The sequence below is a fragment of the Paenibacillus sp. FSL M7-0656 genome, from assembly GCF_038003225.1.
GTDB classification, from domain to species: Bacteria; Bacillota; Bacilli; order Paenibacillales; family Paenibacillaceae; genus Paenibacillus; species Paenibacillus amylolyticus.
Genome location: NZ_JBBOOT010000001.1, coordinates 902342 through 917803, shown reverse-complemented (window position 1 = coordinate 917803; position 15462 = coordinate 902342). Strand labels below are relative to the sequence as shown.

Here is a 15462-nt window from a genome sequence, read left to right as displayed (position 1 = left end):
ATCTTTGTAATGATAATTAATAAACCGCTCTTCAATTGGTCAGATTAAAAGAAGGAACGGTTCATGAGGAGTCTATGTTATAGATTCCTTTCTAATAAAATCCCTATTTGTTCTGCGACAATATGAGGTTGCCGGGGTAATCCATTCGTGAAATAGGATTCCACGATACCCACGATTGCTGTACCAAAGAACGTGAGAATCACTTCTTTTTTTAGTCCTTTATTTTTTCCCTCCGTCACATTCACCTCATCTTCCAGTTCTTCAATGACAAGAGCCAGGAAGCGATTGCGGAAAAAAGGGGCTCCTTTACTCAGTAACATAGCCGAGAAGAATGAATAGTGAACTTCAAAATAATCGAACCAAAGTACATTGCTTTCTATAAAATCCAGATCGGATGCTTCCTTGCACAATCTTCTTAGTTCATCGATATGTTCTTCAATTAATTTATCCAGCAAGTCAAATTTGTCCGAATAGTGATGGTATATCGTTCTGCGGCCGACATTTGCATGATCAGAGATATATTGCATTGTAATGGTATCAAAAGGTTTCTCGTTCATGAGTTTGATAAAAGCGGATTTGATCGCTTCCTGAGACTTAAGTATTCTTCGATCTGTGATAGAAACGATAGTAATCACCATTCTTTCCAGAGAGTAATTGCACAAATGTTGTTCCTTTGCGCCATAAGGCACAGATCGGGTTCATTTGATCCTTGCAGAGGCAGTGCAATTATTTTATATTATACACAAATGTGCGATATCGCACGTATGTGTGTAATCATATTTAGGTCAACATAGGAGCAGGAAGCATTAATCAATAAGATCACATTGGAGGAAATAAAATGGCTAAATATGAAGAAGTTAAAGATGGAGTGATATTCCCGGTAGGAGAAAAAAACGAAGCATTTTCGCAATATTTCATAGGGCAAAGTTATCTCCAATCCTTGGTTGCTGATCCCAAAGTGAATGTGGGTGTTGGGAATGTAACGTTTGAACCGGGATGCAGAAATAACTGGCATATCCATCGCGGTGGATTTCAGCTATTGTTAGTGACTGGTGGGGAAGGTTGGTATCAGGAAGAAGGAAAACCTGCTCAATTCCTAAAAGCCGGCGATGTTATTGTGACTCATGATGGTGTAAAACACTGGCATGGGGCCGCTAAAGATAGTTGGTTTGAACACATTGCGATCACTGCAGGTGCACCGGAATGGTTGGAACCTGTTACAGATGAAGTTTATGGGGAGTTATAAAAATAAACGCTATGAATTGATTTATTCGAAAATGGTACTATCTAATTTGTTAAATTAAAGGCTAATTAAGTTCAGGAGCTTGCTGATTTTATGTTGATCTGCGTGCCATCACTCTGAGTTTTAATCGAGTGATGGCCTCTTTACGTCTATGAAGTATCGATCTCCCTGACAGGAGAAAACCATGATATAGATGGATTCCAGTGCACTTTATGTATACTTGGAGAAATTTCCAGAATGAAAACGCTTGTCAAATTGAAAATAATATGATAATTTAGTGTCTGTAACCGGTTACACATAGAGGAGAGCAACTTATGACAACAATTAAAGACGTAGCTCAACTGGCTGGCGTATCTGTTGCCACCGTATCCAGAGTCATTAATGATAGAGGTTATGTTCATGCCGACACACGCAAAAAAGTGGAAGATGCTGTGAAGGCGCTTAACTTTTCGCCAAATGAAGTGGCACGCTCATTATATAAACGCAAGTCCAAACTGATTGGCCTGTTGTTGCCGGATATTACGAACCCTTATTTCCCGCAGTTAGCCCGCGGCGTAGAGGATCGGATGCAGGAGCAGGATTACAGACTGATATTTGGAAATAGTGACGAGGAAGAACGGAAGGAGCAGGATTACATCCAGACGTTTATCCAGAACAACGTGGTTGGTGTGATCTCTTCAACGAACTACCCTCATTCTTCGATATATGAAAAACTAAAGATTCCCGTTGTGTTTCTGGACAGAACTTCACTGGATCGTCCATCCGTGTATGCGGATGGCAGGGAAGGTGGAAGACTAGCTGCAAGGGAGATTATCAAACGCGGCAGTCGCCGGATCACAGTTATGCAGGGACCGTCACAGATCAGACCCGCTCAAGATCGTTTTGAAGGGGCGATTGAAATCATCCGTGATGCTGGGTTAGACTACCGGGTGATCCAGACGACCTCATTTTCAATTAACGAGGCAGGTGTATGGGCTGAAGAATTATTCAGGAAATATGCGGACACAGACGGGGTCATTGCCAGCAATGACATCGCAGCCATGGCAGTACTGCATGAGGCATCACGAATCGGAAGAAAGGTTCCTGATGACGTACAAGTGATTGGTTTCGATGATATTCCGATGAGCAGCCTGTTATCGCCGGCATTGTCCACCATCCGTCAGCCAGCATACGAGATGGGAAGAGAAGCGGCGGGATTACTTATCCAGCTTGTGGAACAAGCTGCAATAGAGAATAAAAACATACAGTTGCCCGTAAGTTTCATCGAACGGGGCACTACGAGAAAGGTGAGATCAGATGGCTAAAATATGTGTAATTGGAAGCAGTTCAATGGATCTGGTTGTTACTTCGTCAAGACGGCCGGGAGCGGGGGAAACCGTTCTTGGTGATAGCTTCAAAACAGTTCCTGGTGGCAAAGGAGCCAATCAGGCTGTTGCCGCTGCACGACTGGGTGCCGAGGTTGCGATGATCGGCCGGGTAGGCGACGATGCTTTTGGCAAAGATATTGTAGAGAACTTTAGAGCAAATGCTGTAAATACGCAAAATGTGAAACCGGTTACACATTTAGAAAGTGGTACGGCTCATATCATTCTGGCAGAAGGTGATAATAGTATCGTAGTGGTTGAAGCGGCGAATCGGGAAGTCACTCCTGCATATGTCGATGAAGCAGCTGAAGTGATCCGCGATGCAGATATCGTATTAATTCAGCAGGAAATTCCGGAGGAAACGGTTGTGCATGTGAGTGCATTATGTGCAGAATTCGGAACACCGCTGCTGCTTAATCCCGCACCGGCGAGAACATTGCCGCAAGAAGTGATCGACAACGCTGCATATATCACACCGAACGAGCATGAAGCTGAGATTTTGTTTCAGGGCATGAGTCCGGCACAGGCATTACGTCAGTATCCAAACAAGTTGTTCATCACGGAGGGCAGTAAAGGTGTACGGTACTTTGATGGCACTGACGAAATTCTAGTCCCAACTTATAAAGTTGAGGCTGTTGATACTACGGGGGCAGGGGATACGTTCAACGCCGCATTTGCAGTCGCTTTGGCTGAAGGAAAAGCGTTGCAAGAGAGTATACGCTTCGCCAATCGGGCTGCATCGTTGTCCGTCACCAAGTTCGGAGCGCAGGGCGGCATGCCGACACGTGATGAAGTAGAGGAGAGCTTGTAATGAAAAGAAATGGCATGTTGAATAGTCACATTTCCAAGATTTTGTCTGATCTGGGCCATACGGACATGATTGCGATTGCGGATGCAGGTCTGCCGGTACCGGACGGGGTACTCAAAATTGATCTGGCCCTCAAACTGGGAACACCAAGTTTTCGCGAAGTGGTGGAAGCGATCGCTGAAGATATGGTCATTGAGAAAGTCATTGTGGCTGAAGAGATTTGCGAAGGCAATCCCGTAGCCATGCAATTCATCACAGAGAAATTCGGGGTAGAAGCAATCGATGCTTCCGTCAGCCACGAACAATTCAAAGAATTAACACGGCAGGTGAAAGCTGTTATCCGCACAGGTGAAGCCACACCCTATGCCAATTGCATTTTACAATCGGGAGTCCATTTCGGTTAAAAGGAGGTTGCGTAATGCACATTCAGATGCAAGACATTCATAAAGCGTTTGGAACGAATCAGGTGCTGAGCGGAGTGGATTTTGAACTAAAAGATGGTGAAGTTCATGCCCTGATGGGGGAGAATGGAGCCGGCAAATCCACACTGATGAATATCCTGATTGGTCTTCATCAGCGTGATCAGGGAACCATCAGCATAGACGGAGAAGAAAACTATTTTGCAAGTCCGAAGGAAGCCGAGAAACTGGGTATCACATTCATACATCAGGAACTGAATGTATGGCCTGAAATGACGGTGCTGGATAACCTCTTTATTGGTAAGGAAATGACATCATCATTCGGATTGCTCAACACAAGACAAATGAAAGCGCTTGCCAAAGAACAGTTCGCCAAGCTTTCCGTAGACATACCACTGGAACGTCCTGTGGGAGAGTGCTCTGTCGGGCAACAACAGATGATCGAGATTGCCAAAGCGCTAATGACAGATGCCAAAGTCATCATTATGGATGAGCCAACAGCAGCACTTACGGAGCGTGAGATCCAGAAGCTGTTTGGTGTAATCAGCTCGCTGAAGAAGGAAGGCGTATCCATCGTCTATATTTCTCACCGAATGGAGGAGATATTCACGATCTGTGACCGGATTACCATCATGCGTGACGGAAGAACGGTAGACACACAAGCTATTCCGCAGACAAGCTTTGATGAAGTGGTGCGGAAAATGGTAGGTCGTGAACTTACCGAGCGTTATCCTGTCCGGAATCCTTCTTATGGTGAAGTTGTCCTCGAAGTAAGGAATGCAAGTAGCAAAGGTCTATTCGAGAATATTAACTTCACCGTGAGAGCGGGGGAAATACTCGGTTTCTCAGGACTCATGGGTTCTGGACGAACAGAGATCATGAGAACCATCTTTGGTTTGGATACGTTGGATAGCGGTGAAATCTTCATCCGCGGCAAAAAAGCGAACATTCGTAAACCGGCAGATGCAGTGAAACATGGAATCGGGTTTATTACAGAAGACCGCAAGGATGAAGGGCTGGTATTAGACTTCTCTATTCGCGAGAATATGGCGTTGCCAAATCTGTTCAGTTTCTCAAGCAAAGGTTTCATCTCAACTTCAAAGGAACAAGACTTCGTAGATACACTGATCAAACGTCTACAGATCAAAACGCAATCCTCCGAGACGGCGGCAAGGAATCTATCCGGGGGTAACCAGCAGAAGGTGGTTATTGCGAAATGGGTTGGTATCGGACCAAGCGTGCTTATCCTGGATGAACCTACCCGCGGAGTGGATGTCGGGGCGAAGCGTGAAATCTATGAATTGATGAATGAACTGACTGACCGCGGCGTTGCAATCATCATGGTATCGTCGGAGCTGCCTGAAGTGCTTGGCATGAGTGACCGGATCGCGGTTGTGCATGAGGGACACATCAGTGGCGAGGTTGCAAGGGAAGTAGCAACACAAGAACACATTATGACATTGGCCACAGGGGGACAGTGATATGACAACAATGCAGGAAAACAAAACGGCTAAAAGCGGATTCCGTTTCTCAAACGTGATACAAAAATTGGGACCGCTGCTTGGCTTAATCATTCTTATTCTCATCGTATCAGTGTTGAATCCAAGTTTCTTGGAACCGCTCAATATCTTGAATTTATTGCGTCAAGTCTCGATTAATGCGCTGATTGCCTTTGGTATGACGTTTGTTATCCTGACGGGTGGAATTGATCTGTCGGTCGGCTCAATCCTGGCTTTATCCAGTGCTTTTGTAGCAAATATGATGTTGTCTGGTCTCGATCCGATCTTGTCCATCATCATTGGTGTAGCACTCGGTGGTGTCATGGGTATGGTGAACGGACTAATGATTACCAAAGGTAAAATGGCTCCGTTTATCGCTACATTGGCAACCATGACGATATTCAGAGGACTGACATTGGTGTACACCAATGGTAATCCAATTACAGGACTCGGGGATAACCTGTTATTCCAACTGTTTGGCCGCGGTTACCTGCTGGGCATTCCGGTACCTGCAATCACGATGCTGATTACCTTCATGATTCTGTGGATTGTTTTGCATAAAACGGCTTTTGGTCGTAAAACGTACGCCATCGGCGGTAATGAGAAAGCTTCCATTATCTCGGGTATCAAAGTTAATCGCGTGAAAATTATGATCTACTCCCTGACGGGTATGCTCGCTGCTCTGGCAGGTGCAATTCTGACATCGCGTTTGAATTCAGCGCAACCAACGGCAGGTACATCCTACGAGCTGGATGCAATCGCAGCAGTTGTATTGGGTGGTACAAGTCTTGCTGGAGGACGCGGACGCATCGTTGGTACACTGATCGGTGTTCTGATTATCGGCGTGTTGAATAATGGATTGAACTTGCTTGAAGTAAACTCATTTTATCAAATGGTTGTAAAAGGTATCGTCATTGCCATTGCTGTCCTGCTGGACCGCAAGAAAACAGCATAAGGAGAGAAGCGAATATGAAAAAGTGGACTGTAACACTCATAAGTATGCTGATGATCATCGTTCTGGCCGGGTGCTCTCTGGAGCCACCGGAATGGGCGAAACCTAACCCAAACAAAAGTAACGGACAGAAGAAAATAGGTTTGTCGATATCTACACTAAACAATCCATTCTTTGTATCACTGAAGGACGGGGTAATGGCTGAAGCCAAAAAACAGGGAATACAGGTCATCGTGGTGGATGCGCAGAACGATTCGGCGAAACAAACCAATGATGTGGATGATCTCATTCAGCAAGGTGTTAGTGCACTTCTGATTAACCCCGCGGACTCTGCAGCGATCTCCACAGCGGTTCAATCCGCTAATAGTGTGGGCATTCCTGTGATCACGCTGGATCGCTCCGCAGATAAAGGCGAAGTGGCGGCACTAGTGGCATCTGATAACGTTAAAGGTGGACGCATGGCAGCTGAATATTTTGTGGAACAACTGGGTGAGGGAGCAAAAGTCATTGAACTTGAGGGTGTGCCTGGTGCTTCCGCAACAAGAGAACGGGGTAAAGGTTTCCATGAAGTGGCTGACAAGCAACTTGATGTGGTTTCCAAACAATCTGCTGATTTCGATCGGTCCAAAGGATTAAATGTCATGGAGAACTTGCTACAAGGTAATCCAGACGTACAAGCGGTATTTGCCCATAATGACGAGATGGCACTTGGTGCAATTGAAGCGATTCAAAGCTCAGGTAAAGACATTCCGGTCATCGGATTTGATGGTAATGATGATGCAATCAAATCCATTCAGGATGGGAAATTGACGGCAACAGTCGCTCAGCAGCCTATACTGATTGGCCAACTGGCGCTGCAAGCAGCTCTGGATGTGCTCAGTGGCAAGCAGGTGGAGTCATCGATTCCCGCTGAATTGAAGCTGGTAACCAAGGAAAATGTGAATGAGTAAATCATCATAAAACATGTATTTTCGTTTTGGACATGAACATAGAACTAAACCAAGCCGCTAATTTAGCGGCTTTTTTCATTTTGGAAGAAGCGTGCGGGCATCACATCAATCAGATTATCGACTTTTAAAAGCGTATTAAAGGAACCCCAATTGAATTAATGTCTACTTTGTCGTTTTGGACTGTTCCAAAATAGCATTTTTGGATATGTATATCCAATCCATGCGTTGCTATACTAGCATGACGTTCCACACAGTCTTCACAATACATAAGGAGGAGCTAATCTCATTGATTCATTCCTGTTCGGAATAGAAAGAAGGTGGCTGACATGAAACATCTAGTAGAAGAAAATCTTCAAGCTGTAAGACAGCAAATGGCATTGGCCTGCCAGGCTTCAGGTCGCAACATAGAGGACATCAAGTTGTTGCTCGCGACCAAAACGGTACCGCTAGAGAAATTACAAATAGCTATTCAAGCAGGTGAGGTCTTGTTTGGAGAAAACAAAGCTCAAGAACTCCGAGACAAATTCCCACTCATGGAACAAAGCAAGCAGGTGGAATGGCATTTTATCGGACATCTGCAAACAAATAAAGTAAAGGACGTAGTTAAATATGTTACTCTCATCCATTCCGTAGATCGTCTGAAACTGGGTCAAGCGTTACATAACCAGCTTCTCAAAGAGAATAAGAGCTTAGACATTCTTGTGCAAATTAATACGTCCTACGAAGAAAGTAAATTTGGTGCCTCTCCAGAAACAGCCGTTGAGCTTGTAGAACAGTTGTCTCAATTCGAGACATTAAACGTGAAAGGTTTAATGACCATTGGAAAACTGAATGCGACAAACGAAGAAACACGACATTGTTTTCGATTGTTAAACCAAATCCGTACACAGATTAAAGAGAAAAATATTCCACGCGTAGAAATGGATATTTTATCGATGGGTATGTCTGGTGACTTCCAAGTCGCCATTGAAGAAGGAGCTACAATGATACGTGTAGGGACAAGTGTATTTGGTCAACGCTATTTACCGGACGAGTATTACTGGAATGAAAACACACGCATCGATGATTAAGTGAGAGGTAGTGTTAAATATGAAGACAGCATCCCCTTCGTTACGCGGCCGTGATTTGATATCTCCGGTGATCGCCGCTTTAATATCCGTAATTGTTAATTACGGGGGTACGTTTATCCTTGTTTTTCAAGCTGCAAAAGTGGCTGGTTTAAGCCCGGAAATGACCGCTTCCTGGATTTGGTCCATCTCGATTGGGGTAGGCGTAACGGGAATTTGGCTCAGTTATCGATATAAGGAACCGATTATTACAGCCTGGTCTACACCGGGTGTGGCGTTTCTCGTTTCAGCATTAGCGGTAACCCCTTATCCAGAAGCTATTGGCGCTTACATGATTTCAGCAGTCGGATTTATTATTTTAGGTTTGTCAGGCATGTTTGAACGTTTCGTTCGACTTATTCCCCCAGGCATCGCTTCCGGATTGTTAGCCGGTATTTTACTACAGTTTGGTATTTCGGCCTTTGGAGGGGCGAAGGTAGATCCTTTGCTTGTGATTGTACTGTTTGCAGGCTATATCGTGCTAAGAAGGTTTACTTCCCGTTACGCCATTGTTGGCATATTGGCAATCGGTTTGATTTATTTGATATGCATGGGGAAAACAGACTTCAGTACAATCCAATTGGCTGTAGCATCGCCTGTATTTGTTGTTCCAGCATTTTCGTTAAATGCTTTACTTGGCGTTGCGCTACCGCTGTTCATTATTACCTTGACAGGGCAGTATATGCCCGGAATGCTTGTTTTGCGTAATGATGGATTCAAGACAAGTGCCAATCCTATTTTAGCTGTAACAGGTTTGGGTTCGCTTCTTGCAGCCCCATTCGGATCACATGCTTTTAATGTGGCAGCTATTACAGCAGCGATTTGTACAGGAAAGGATGCACATGAGGATTCAACGAAGCGGTATATTGCAGGTATTGCTTGTGGTGTTTTTTATATTTTTGTCGGCATTTTTGGCGTAACATTGGCTGCTCTGTTTTTGATTCTTCCTGCTACCTTTATTGCAACATTAGCGGGATTAGCCTTACTTGGAACGATCGGTGGCAGTCTTGCCAATGCATTAACGGACCCTAAGAGACGTGAAACTGCATTGATTACGTTTTTGGCGACAGCAGCGAATGTGACTTTGCTTGGTGTGGGTGGTGCATTTTGGGGACTGTTTGCAGGAATGATGGCACATCTACTGATGAATAGTAAATTTCCCAAAAAACAACTTGGAACGAATAAATAACCGTAATATGGAGAGGAAGATGTTCATGAAACATTTGGAGAAGCAAGATAAAGTAATAGGAATGGCTGTCCAGCAAGAGCTTGGAAGGCAGCGGGATAAGATAGAACTGATTGCATCAGAGAATTTTGTAAGTCAAGCTGTGATGGAAGCAACAGGTTCGGTATTGACCAATAAATATGCGGAGGGGTATCCGGGCAGAAGATATTATGGCGGGTGTGAGCATGTCGATACAGTCGAAGAGATAGCAAATAGCCGCCTTAAAGCACTTTTTGGCGCTGAACATGCGAATGTGCAGCCTCACTCCGGTTCTCAGGCCAACATGGCAGTATATTTTGCCTCGGTTGAGATTGGGGACACAATCCTTGGCATGAATCTATCCCAGGGTGGTCATCTAACACACGGAAGTACTGTTAATTTTTCAGGTAGGTTTTACAATTTTGTTTCATATGGTGTCGATGCACAGACGGGCCGCATTGACTTTGACGAAGTACGTAAACTTGCTTATAAGTATCGTCCACGCATGATTGTTGCAGGTGGAAGTGCATACCCGCGGACCATTGAGTTTGAATTATTTGCCCAGATTGCCGCCGAAGTGGGAGCTCTTTTCTTTGTTGATATGGCGCATATAGCAGGAATTGTTGCGGCAGGTTTACACCCTAACCCGGTACCACATGCCCATTTTGTTTCAACCACCACACACAAGACCTTACGAGGACCACGAGGGGGAGCCATTTTGTGCCGGGAGTCCTGGGCAAAGGCGATAGACAAAGCTGTATTCCCGGGGACTCAGGGCGGGCCATTCATGCACGTTATCGCGGGGAAAGCGGTGGCATTAGGCGAGGCATTGCAAACCGAGTTCACAACATATATTGAAGGTGTTCTGAATAACGCCAACGTATTGGCAGAAACTTTAATGAATGAAGGACTTACCCTTGTATCGGGAGGAACAGATAATCATATCGTGTTGGTTGACTTACGAACTATGGGCCTTACAGGCAAAGAAGCCGAAGCTTTACTGGATGAAGTAGGGATTACGGCGAATAAAAATGCAATTCCTCACGATACGGCAAGTCCTTTGGTTACAAGCGGTATTCGTTTTGGAACTCCGGCTATGACTTCAAGAGGGCTTGGAGCCAGGGAAATGAAAGAAATTGCTCAGCTGATAGGGCTTGCTTTTAAAAATCCAAAGAACTCGGATGTGAAAAATCAAATATTAGGTAGTGTCCGTGAAATCACTTCGCAATTTCCTCTATATGAAGGGCTTAAATAGCTCAACAGCAGACACAAATAGAGCCTGCAATTGTTCCTAATGGATAACAATTGCAGGCTCGTAATGTGCTTGTTTATATTGAAACTTAAGACAGCCCTAGTAGGCTATACCTACACGAGACTGTACATACTCATCAGACATTAATTGCTGATAAGCAAACTCCGCAGTATCGATTACAGATATAGAAGTTCCACCGTCAGGCAAATAGTCGCGCTCAACCCGGTACTTACCAAGAGATTCTCCATCAAATAAGTAGGTAGGACACACGATGGTCCATTCTAACTCTGAAGCCTTCAGAATGTTGTACATCTCCAGATGCTCTTCAGCTGCTCGCGTGGACTTACGTTTGGACTCAGGGGATTGAAAACGAAGCAAGCCAGGATCCGTTCGACTTTCCAATATTCCTGCTGTACCAATGGTAATGATTCTTTTGATACGCTCCTGAGCCATAGCCTCAGCAATATGTCCCATGGATTGCGATAATGTAGTTGTTCCATCGGTACTTAAGGAACTAACAACGAAATCCACACCCTGTATGGCGTGATGAATATCCTCTTTGACTAAAGCGTTTCCTTGATGTAGAACGAAATTGTCATCGTTGATTTGTACCTTTTCCGGGCTTCTAACCAGTGCAGTTACATGATGATTGGAACGTAGGGCATTAGAGACGAGATGACTTCCAACCCGTCCGGTGGCTCCTAACACTAAAATTTTCATTACAAAAAACATCCTTTCGAATCCGATTGGAGAGCATGTTCTCCATCATAATACAATCTTTGCAAGCCGATGTATGCCTTCCTCAATCTGCTCCTCATCCACTTTCGCAAAACCTAATATCCATCCTTTTCGATGGCTCTCCAAGCAATATCTACTAAGCGGATACACGCGTACACCTTGATCAAGGGCAGCATTTGTCAGCGCTTCTTCGTCAAATGACGTTTCAGATTCTAGAAGCATATGTAATCCCGTTTCCACACCACTTAATGTAAATCGTGAGCCTAGCCCAGAAGCAACAATGGCTTTGGTCATGACTTCGTGTCTGCGTCGGTATATGTTCCGAACTCTTCTCATATGGCGCATAAAATGACCACGCTCAATAAAATGAGTTAGCGTTAATTGTTCCATAATCGGCAGATGACGATAGGTTAATTCATGAACTTGGGTAAGGCGATCGATGGCTATTTTGGGGCCGATGATAGCGGATAGTCGAATGCCAGGTGCAACCATTTTGGAAAAACTCATCATATAAAGCGTATTCTGAGGTTGCTGACTAAATATAGTTGGAAGTGGATCTCCACGGTACCTAAATTCGCTATCGTAGTCATCCTCAACAATCCAATATCGATGATGAGTTGCCAAGTGCATCAATTGTTGCCTGCGTGGCTCCGACATAATAACACCAACGGCGCATTGATGAGAAGGTGTGACAAATACGAGTTTCGTCTGTGGGTGAATATGATCTACACATAATCCATACTCATCAACCGGAACGGGATCGACTTGCATCCGGCGGTATTTCATCGCCATCCAAGCGGCAGGGAAGCCGGGATCTTCAACCGAAACTCTGTCTCCCTCACTTAAGAGAGCCTGGGCAATTAAATCAATGCTATGTTGTGCACCTGAGGTTAACAAGATTTGATCAACATCGATATGAATGCCTCGTTCAAGTGACAAATAACGTTGAATCTGCTCTCTTAACGCCAATAACCCTCTGGCATCACCATAAGCCCAAAGATCCAGATTGGGTTCAGTAGAAGCTTGTAAAAAAGATTGCCTCCAGGCTTTTGTGAAACTTTCATCCAGATAAGGCTCGTGGGGATTAAAATCAATTTCTATTTTGCGATTGTCTCTATTGCCAAACCAACTATGCAGATGACCAATCGATTCGTTTAGTGTAGGCAGATCGGGCGGAATAGGCCCTTGCATCGTGACGCCTTCTGATGAACGAGGTGCATATGTCCAATCACTAACTCTTGTCCCGGCTCGTCGGGAGGTTACCGTATACCCTCGGCTGAATAATTCCTCGTACACAATCTGTATGGTTGAGCGTGAAACACCAATTAATTGAGCAAGTTCGCGTGAGGGGAGTAGCAGTTCGCCTGGTTGCCATTTCCCGGTTGTGATATTATGGATCGCTTGATCCAAAAGTTGCTGCCAGATCGGGCGTTGGTCATTCCGATTAACTTTTAGCATTGCTTCAACTCCATTACTCATGGTGAATTATGGATTGCATTTATTTATGTGCTTAGCCATCTTACTGGCACTCCATTGATTGATATACCATTATAGCAAAAGTTTAATTTGCAAACAAAACAAAGCTGAACTAAAGCGATTTTTACCGTGTGTCCAACCTATTTTGGTCGGTCCTGCTTGGTTCATACTCGATTCATATTCAAGCCACAGACAGTTCATCTTCTTCGGTTACACTACGGGAGTACGAACACAGAGATTCCTAATCCATAGACTAGACAGGAGAAGATGAGATTGACACGAAAGAAACGAACGTCTATCGCCGCCATAACTTTGGTGTTTGCAATGATGTCCCCAATGTCGGCCATGGCCACACCCGCTACCAGTAACGGTAGTAGCTCTACGTATGATCTAACTAAAAAGGCAGTAAGTGCAAAGGCCAAGGTACTCACTGAATCATACGCTACGACAAGTGTGCAGTACGCACTGATGGATGAGGGTGAGATTGTGATCTCCGGTCAGGCAGGAAAAAGCGACCTGATAAACAACATCCCGCTTTCTTCAGATACCATGTATGGCATTGGTTCAACCAGCAAAATGATGCTCACAACCGCCGTAATGAAGCTAGTGGACCAGGGCAAGATCGATCTTGATGAGCCTGTCGTGAAGTATATTCCGGACTTTAAAATGAAAGACAAGCGTTACCAACAGATTACACCACGCATGTTACTGAATCATTCATCCGGGCTTCTAGGAACGTCAAGTAACAGTGCAATACTGTTTGGAGATAATGATACCTATGCACATGATACGTTACTGGAACAATTGGCGACGCAACATCTGAAGGCCGATCCTGGCGCATACTCGGTGTATAGTAATGACGGTTTTACATTAGCTGAAATTTTGGTTGAGCGGGTCAGTGGCATGGACTTCACAACTTTCATGCACCGGTACATAACCGAGCCTCTTGGTATGGAGCATACCAAAACACCGCAGGATATTGTAGAGCTTAGCAAGATGGCAGCAACATATGCCCCTTCGGATGAGGAGAAACTTCCATTAGAGACTACAAATATGATTGCCTCGGGAGGCATCTATTCCACCGCTGAAGATCTGGTTCAGTTCTCGAAAATCTTTACAGGTGAGGTTGAAGGTGTTCTTTCGGAGGAATCCGTAGAGGCCATGGAGCAAGAAGAATACAAGAGAGGCATGTGGCCGGAAGAAGGCGATTCTTCTATTGGTTACGGCCTGGGCTGGGACAGCGTGAACCTGTTTCCTTTTAATGATTACGGCATCCAGGCAGTAAGCAAAGGTGGCAATACAATAACCTATCATTCCTCCTTGATTGTGTTACCGGAATATAATATGGCTGCTGCCGTAACCTCTTCGGGTGGTCATAGCTCAACGGATCAATTGCTGGCAACTGAGCTGTTGCTTGGCGCGCTTGAGGAGAAGAATATCATTCCAGATCGTAAGCCGGAGAAGTCACATGATGCACCTGTGAAAACAACTATGCCAACAGAACTTTCACAGCATACAGGCATGTACGCTGGTGGGGCAAACATGTTAATGAAGCTGGACGTAAAAGATGATGGGCAATTAACGCTATCTAATCTGTCGTCTCCTAACAGTTCTGATCAGACCTATACGTACACCGCTGATGGCTCATTTGTTAATGATGCGGCTACGGAAAAGCTGAAGTTCGTTCAGGAAGTCAACGGGCACACATATTTGTGGTCTCGCTCGTATCAGTCTGTTCCTGGGCTTGGGCAAGTTGCTTCCTCTGAATATAAGGCAGAAAAGCTTGAAACCAATGAATTGTCGGAAGAAGTAAAGGCCGCATGGCAGAAACGGGAAGGCAAAGCCTACGTGTTGGTCAATGAAAAATACACATCAACACTGTACAACGCAGCGATGCCGATGATTCCCATTCATACTTTTAATGAGCTGCCGGGTTATGTCTACACGAATAAAATCGTTGGAGCTAACCAAGCTGTGAACCAATTGCAAATTCCTGGATTAGCGGGCCGTGACACGATGGAGTTTAATTTCTATGAGGAAAATGGCGTGGAATATGTTACAGCTGGAGGCAACGTTTATGTTGCTCAAGACATCATCAAACCGATCTATGCGGGAAAACAATCAAAGACAACGATTCAGGCGAATGGTCATGCCACATGGTATTCGATTCCTGCATCAGCTGCAGGTAAAGAAATGACGGTCAAGATGTCTGCAAACAGCGCATTTGCTGTATATAACCAAGCTGGCATAGGCATTAATCATACAGTGGTCAGTGGACAAAACGAAATTGTGTTGCCTGAGAACGGAACTATTGTATTCGCGGGTGAAGCTGGTTCGAAGTTCGAGATTGTATTGACAACCAGAGCAAATTAATAGATTATAAAAAACTGTACAATAAAAAGTCGCGGAAATCGCGGCTTTTTTTGAGTTTTAAATTTTAAATAATACGTT

At 44.6% G+C, this 15462-nt stretch carries 14 protein-coding genes; 11 read left to right on the top strand and 3 right to left on the bottom strand.

What is annotated here, in order from left to right:
* Window positions 1-77: 77 nt before the first annotated feature.
* Window positions 78-557, bottom strand: a complete 480-nt coding sequence (locus MHI01_RS03875) for a TetR/AcrR family transcriptional regulator (protein ID WP_445744893.1) — start codon at window positions 555-557, stop codon at window positions 78-80.
* Between the two features lie 281 nt (window positions 558-838).
* Between MHI01_RS03875 and MHI01_RS03870 the strand changes: the two genes are divergently transcribed.
* The 10 genes from MHI01_RS03870 (at window position 839) to glyA (ending at window position 10800) form a co-directional block, all read left to right on the top strand.
* The gene (locus tag MHI01_RS03870; RefSeq protein WP_340982566.1) at window positions 839-1246 is read left to right on the top strand and encodes a cupin domain-containing protein; all 408 of its coding nucleotides are present in this window, start codon (window positions 839-841) and stop codon (window positions 1244-1246) included.
* Between the two features lie 311 nt (window positions 1247-1557).
* A complete protein-coding gene (locus tag MHI01_RS03865) occupies window positions 1558-2547 on the top strand; it encodes a LacI family DNA-binding transcriptional regulator (RefSeq protein ID WP_282321456.1) in 990 nt (329 codons plus the stop codon).
* Window positions 2540-3418, top strand: coding sequence for a ribokinase (gene rbsK, locus MHI01_RS03860; protein ID WP_036615980.1), 879 nt, complete (start codon window positions 2540-2542; stop codon window positions 3416-3418). The genes MHI01_RS03865 and rbsK overlap by 8 nt, the downstream gene beginning before the upstream one ends.
* Window positions 3418-3819, top strand: coding sequence for a D-ribose pyranase (gene rbsD / locus MHI01_RS03855; RefSeq protein ID WP_315935372.1), 402 nt, complete (start codon window positions 3418-3420; stop codon window positions 3817-3819). Before rbsK ends, rbsD begins: the two co-directional genes overlap by 1 nt.
* A gap of 14 nt (window positions 3820-3833) precedes the next feature.
* Window positions 3834-5315 carry a sugar ABC transporter ATP-binding protein gene (locus MHI01_RS03850; protein ID WP_340982564.1) on the top strand — a complete coding sequence of 494 codons (1482 nt, stop codon included), beginning with the start codon at window positions 3834-3836 and terminating at the stop codon, window positions 5313-5315.
* Window positions 5316-5325: 10 nt separating this feature from the next.
* On the top strand, window positions 5326-6288 hold the full coding sequence (locus MHI01_RS03845) for an ABC transporter permease subunit (RefSeq protein WP_370511443.1): 963 nt from the start codon (window positions 5326-5328) through the stop codon (window positions 6286-6288).
* A gap of 14 nt (window positions 6289-6302) precedes the next feature.
* Window positions 6303-7235 carry a ribose ABC transporter substrate-binding protein RbsB gene (gene rbsB / locus MHI01_RS03840; protein WP_036615972.1) on the top strand — a complete coding sequence of 311 codons (933 nt, stop codon included), beginning with the start codon at window positions 6303-6305 and terminating at the stop codon, window positions 7233-7235.
* Window positions 7236-7561: 326 nt separating this feature from the next.
* Entirely contained in the window at window positions 7562-8305 is a 744-nt protein-coding gene (locus tag MHI01_RS03835) for a YggS family pyridoxal phosphate-dependent enzyme (protein WP_339308445.1), read from the top strand.
* Between the two features lie 19 nt (window positions 8306-8324).
* Complete coding sequence (locus MHI01_RS03830; RefSeq protein ID WP_340982563.1) at window positions 8325-9530, top strand: benzoate/H(+) symporter BenE family transporter; 1206 nt, start codon at window positions 8325-8327, stop codon at window positions 9528-9530.
* A 25-nt stretch (window positions 9531-9555) separates the two neighbouring features.
* Window positions 9556-10800 carry a serine hydroxymethyltransferase gene (gene glyA, locus MHI01_RS03825; protein ID WP_076327916.1) on the top strand — a complete coding sequence of 415 codons (1245 nt, stop codon included), beginning with the start codon at window positions 9556-9558 and terminating at the stop codon, window positions 10798-10800.
* A 96-nt stretch (window positions 10801-10896) separates the two neighbouring features.
* Here the strand turns inward: glyA and MHI01_RS03820 are convergent, their stop codons facing one another.
* Entirely contained in the window at window positions 10897-11517 is a 621-nt protein-coding gene (locus tag MHI01_RS03820; protein WP_340982562.1) for an NAD(P)-dependent oxidoreductase, read from the bottom strand.
* A 45-nt stretch (window positions 11518-11562) separates the two neighbouring features.
* Window positions 11563-12993, bottom strand: a complete 1431-nt coding sequence (gene pdxR / locus MHI01_RS03815; protein ID WP_101313747.1) for a MocR-like pyridoxine biosynthesis transcription factor PdxR — start codon at window positions 12991-12993, stop codon at window positions 11563-11565.
* 285 nt (window positions 12994-13278) lie between these two features.
* On the opposite strand from pdxR, the gene MHI01_RS03810 reads away from it, so the two are divergent.
* The gene (locus MHI01_RS03810; RefSeq protein ID WP_036615958.1) at window positions 13279-15384 is read left to right on the top strand and encodes a serine hydrolase domain-containing protein; all 2106 of its coding nucleotides are present in this window, start codon (window positions 13279-13281) and stop codon (window positions 15382-15384) included.
* Window positions 15385-15462 lie beyond the last annotated feature (78 nt).

Bases quoted from the DNA above. Each gene is read 5' to 3' on its own strand.
- MHI01_RS03875 (WP_445744893.1), bottom strand. From the start codon at position 557: ATGAACGAGAAACCTTTTGATACCATTACAATGCAATATATCTCTGAT.
- MHI01_RS03870 (WP_340982566.1), top strand. From the start codon at position 839: ATGGCTAAATATGAAGAAGTTAAAGATGGAGTGATATTCCCGGTAGGA.
- MHI01_RS03865 (WP_282321456.1), top strand. From the start codon at position 1,558: ATGACAACAATTAAAGACGTAGCTCAACTGGCTGGCGTATCTGTTGCC.
- rbsK (WP_036615980.1), top strand. From the start codon at position 2,540: ATGGCTAAAATATGTGTAATTGGAAGCAGTTCAATGGATCTGGTTGTT.
- rbsD (WP_315935372.1), top strand. From the start codon at position 3,418: ATGAAAAGAAATGGCATGTTGAATAGTCACATTTCCAAGATTTTGTCT.
- MHI01_RS03850 (WP_340982564.1), top strand. From the start codon at position 3,834: ATGCACATTCAGATGCAAGACATTCATAAAGCGTTTGGAACGAATCAG.
- MHI01_RS03845 (WP_370511443.1), top strand. From the start codon at position 5,326: ATGCAGGAAAACAAAACGGCTAAAAGCGGATTCCGTTTCTCAAACGTG.
- rbsB (WP_036615972.1), top strand. From the start codon at position 6,303: ATGAAAAAGTGGACTGTAACACTCATAAGTATGCTGATGATCATCGTT.
- MHI01_RS03835 (WP_339308445.1), top strand. From the start codon at position 7,562: ATGAAACATCTAGTAGAAGAAAATCTTCAAGCTGTAAGACAGCAAATG.
- MHI01_RS03830 (WP_340982563.1), top strand. From the start codon at position 8,325: ATGAAGACAGCATCCCCTTCGTTACGCGGCCGTGATTTGATATCTCCG.
- glyA (WP_076327916.1), top strand. From the start codon at position 9,556: ATGAAACATTTGGAGAAGCAAGATAAAGTAATAGGAATGGCTGTCCAG.
- MHI01_RS03820 (WP_340982562.1), bottom strand. From the start codon at position 11,517: ATGAAAATTTTAGTGTTAGGAGCCACCGGACGGGTTGGAAGTCATCTC.
- pdxR (WP_101313747.1), bottom strand. From the start codon at position 12,993: ATGCTAAAAGTTAATCGGAATGACCAACGCCCGATCTGGCAGCAACTT.
- MHI01_RS03810 (WP_036615958.1), top strand. From the start codon at position 13,279: ATGAGATTGACACGAAAGAAACGAACGTCTATCGCCGCCATAACTTTG.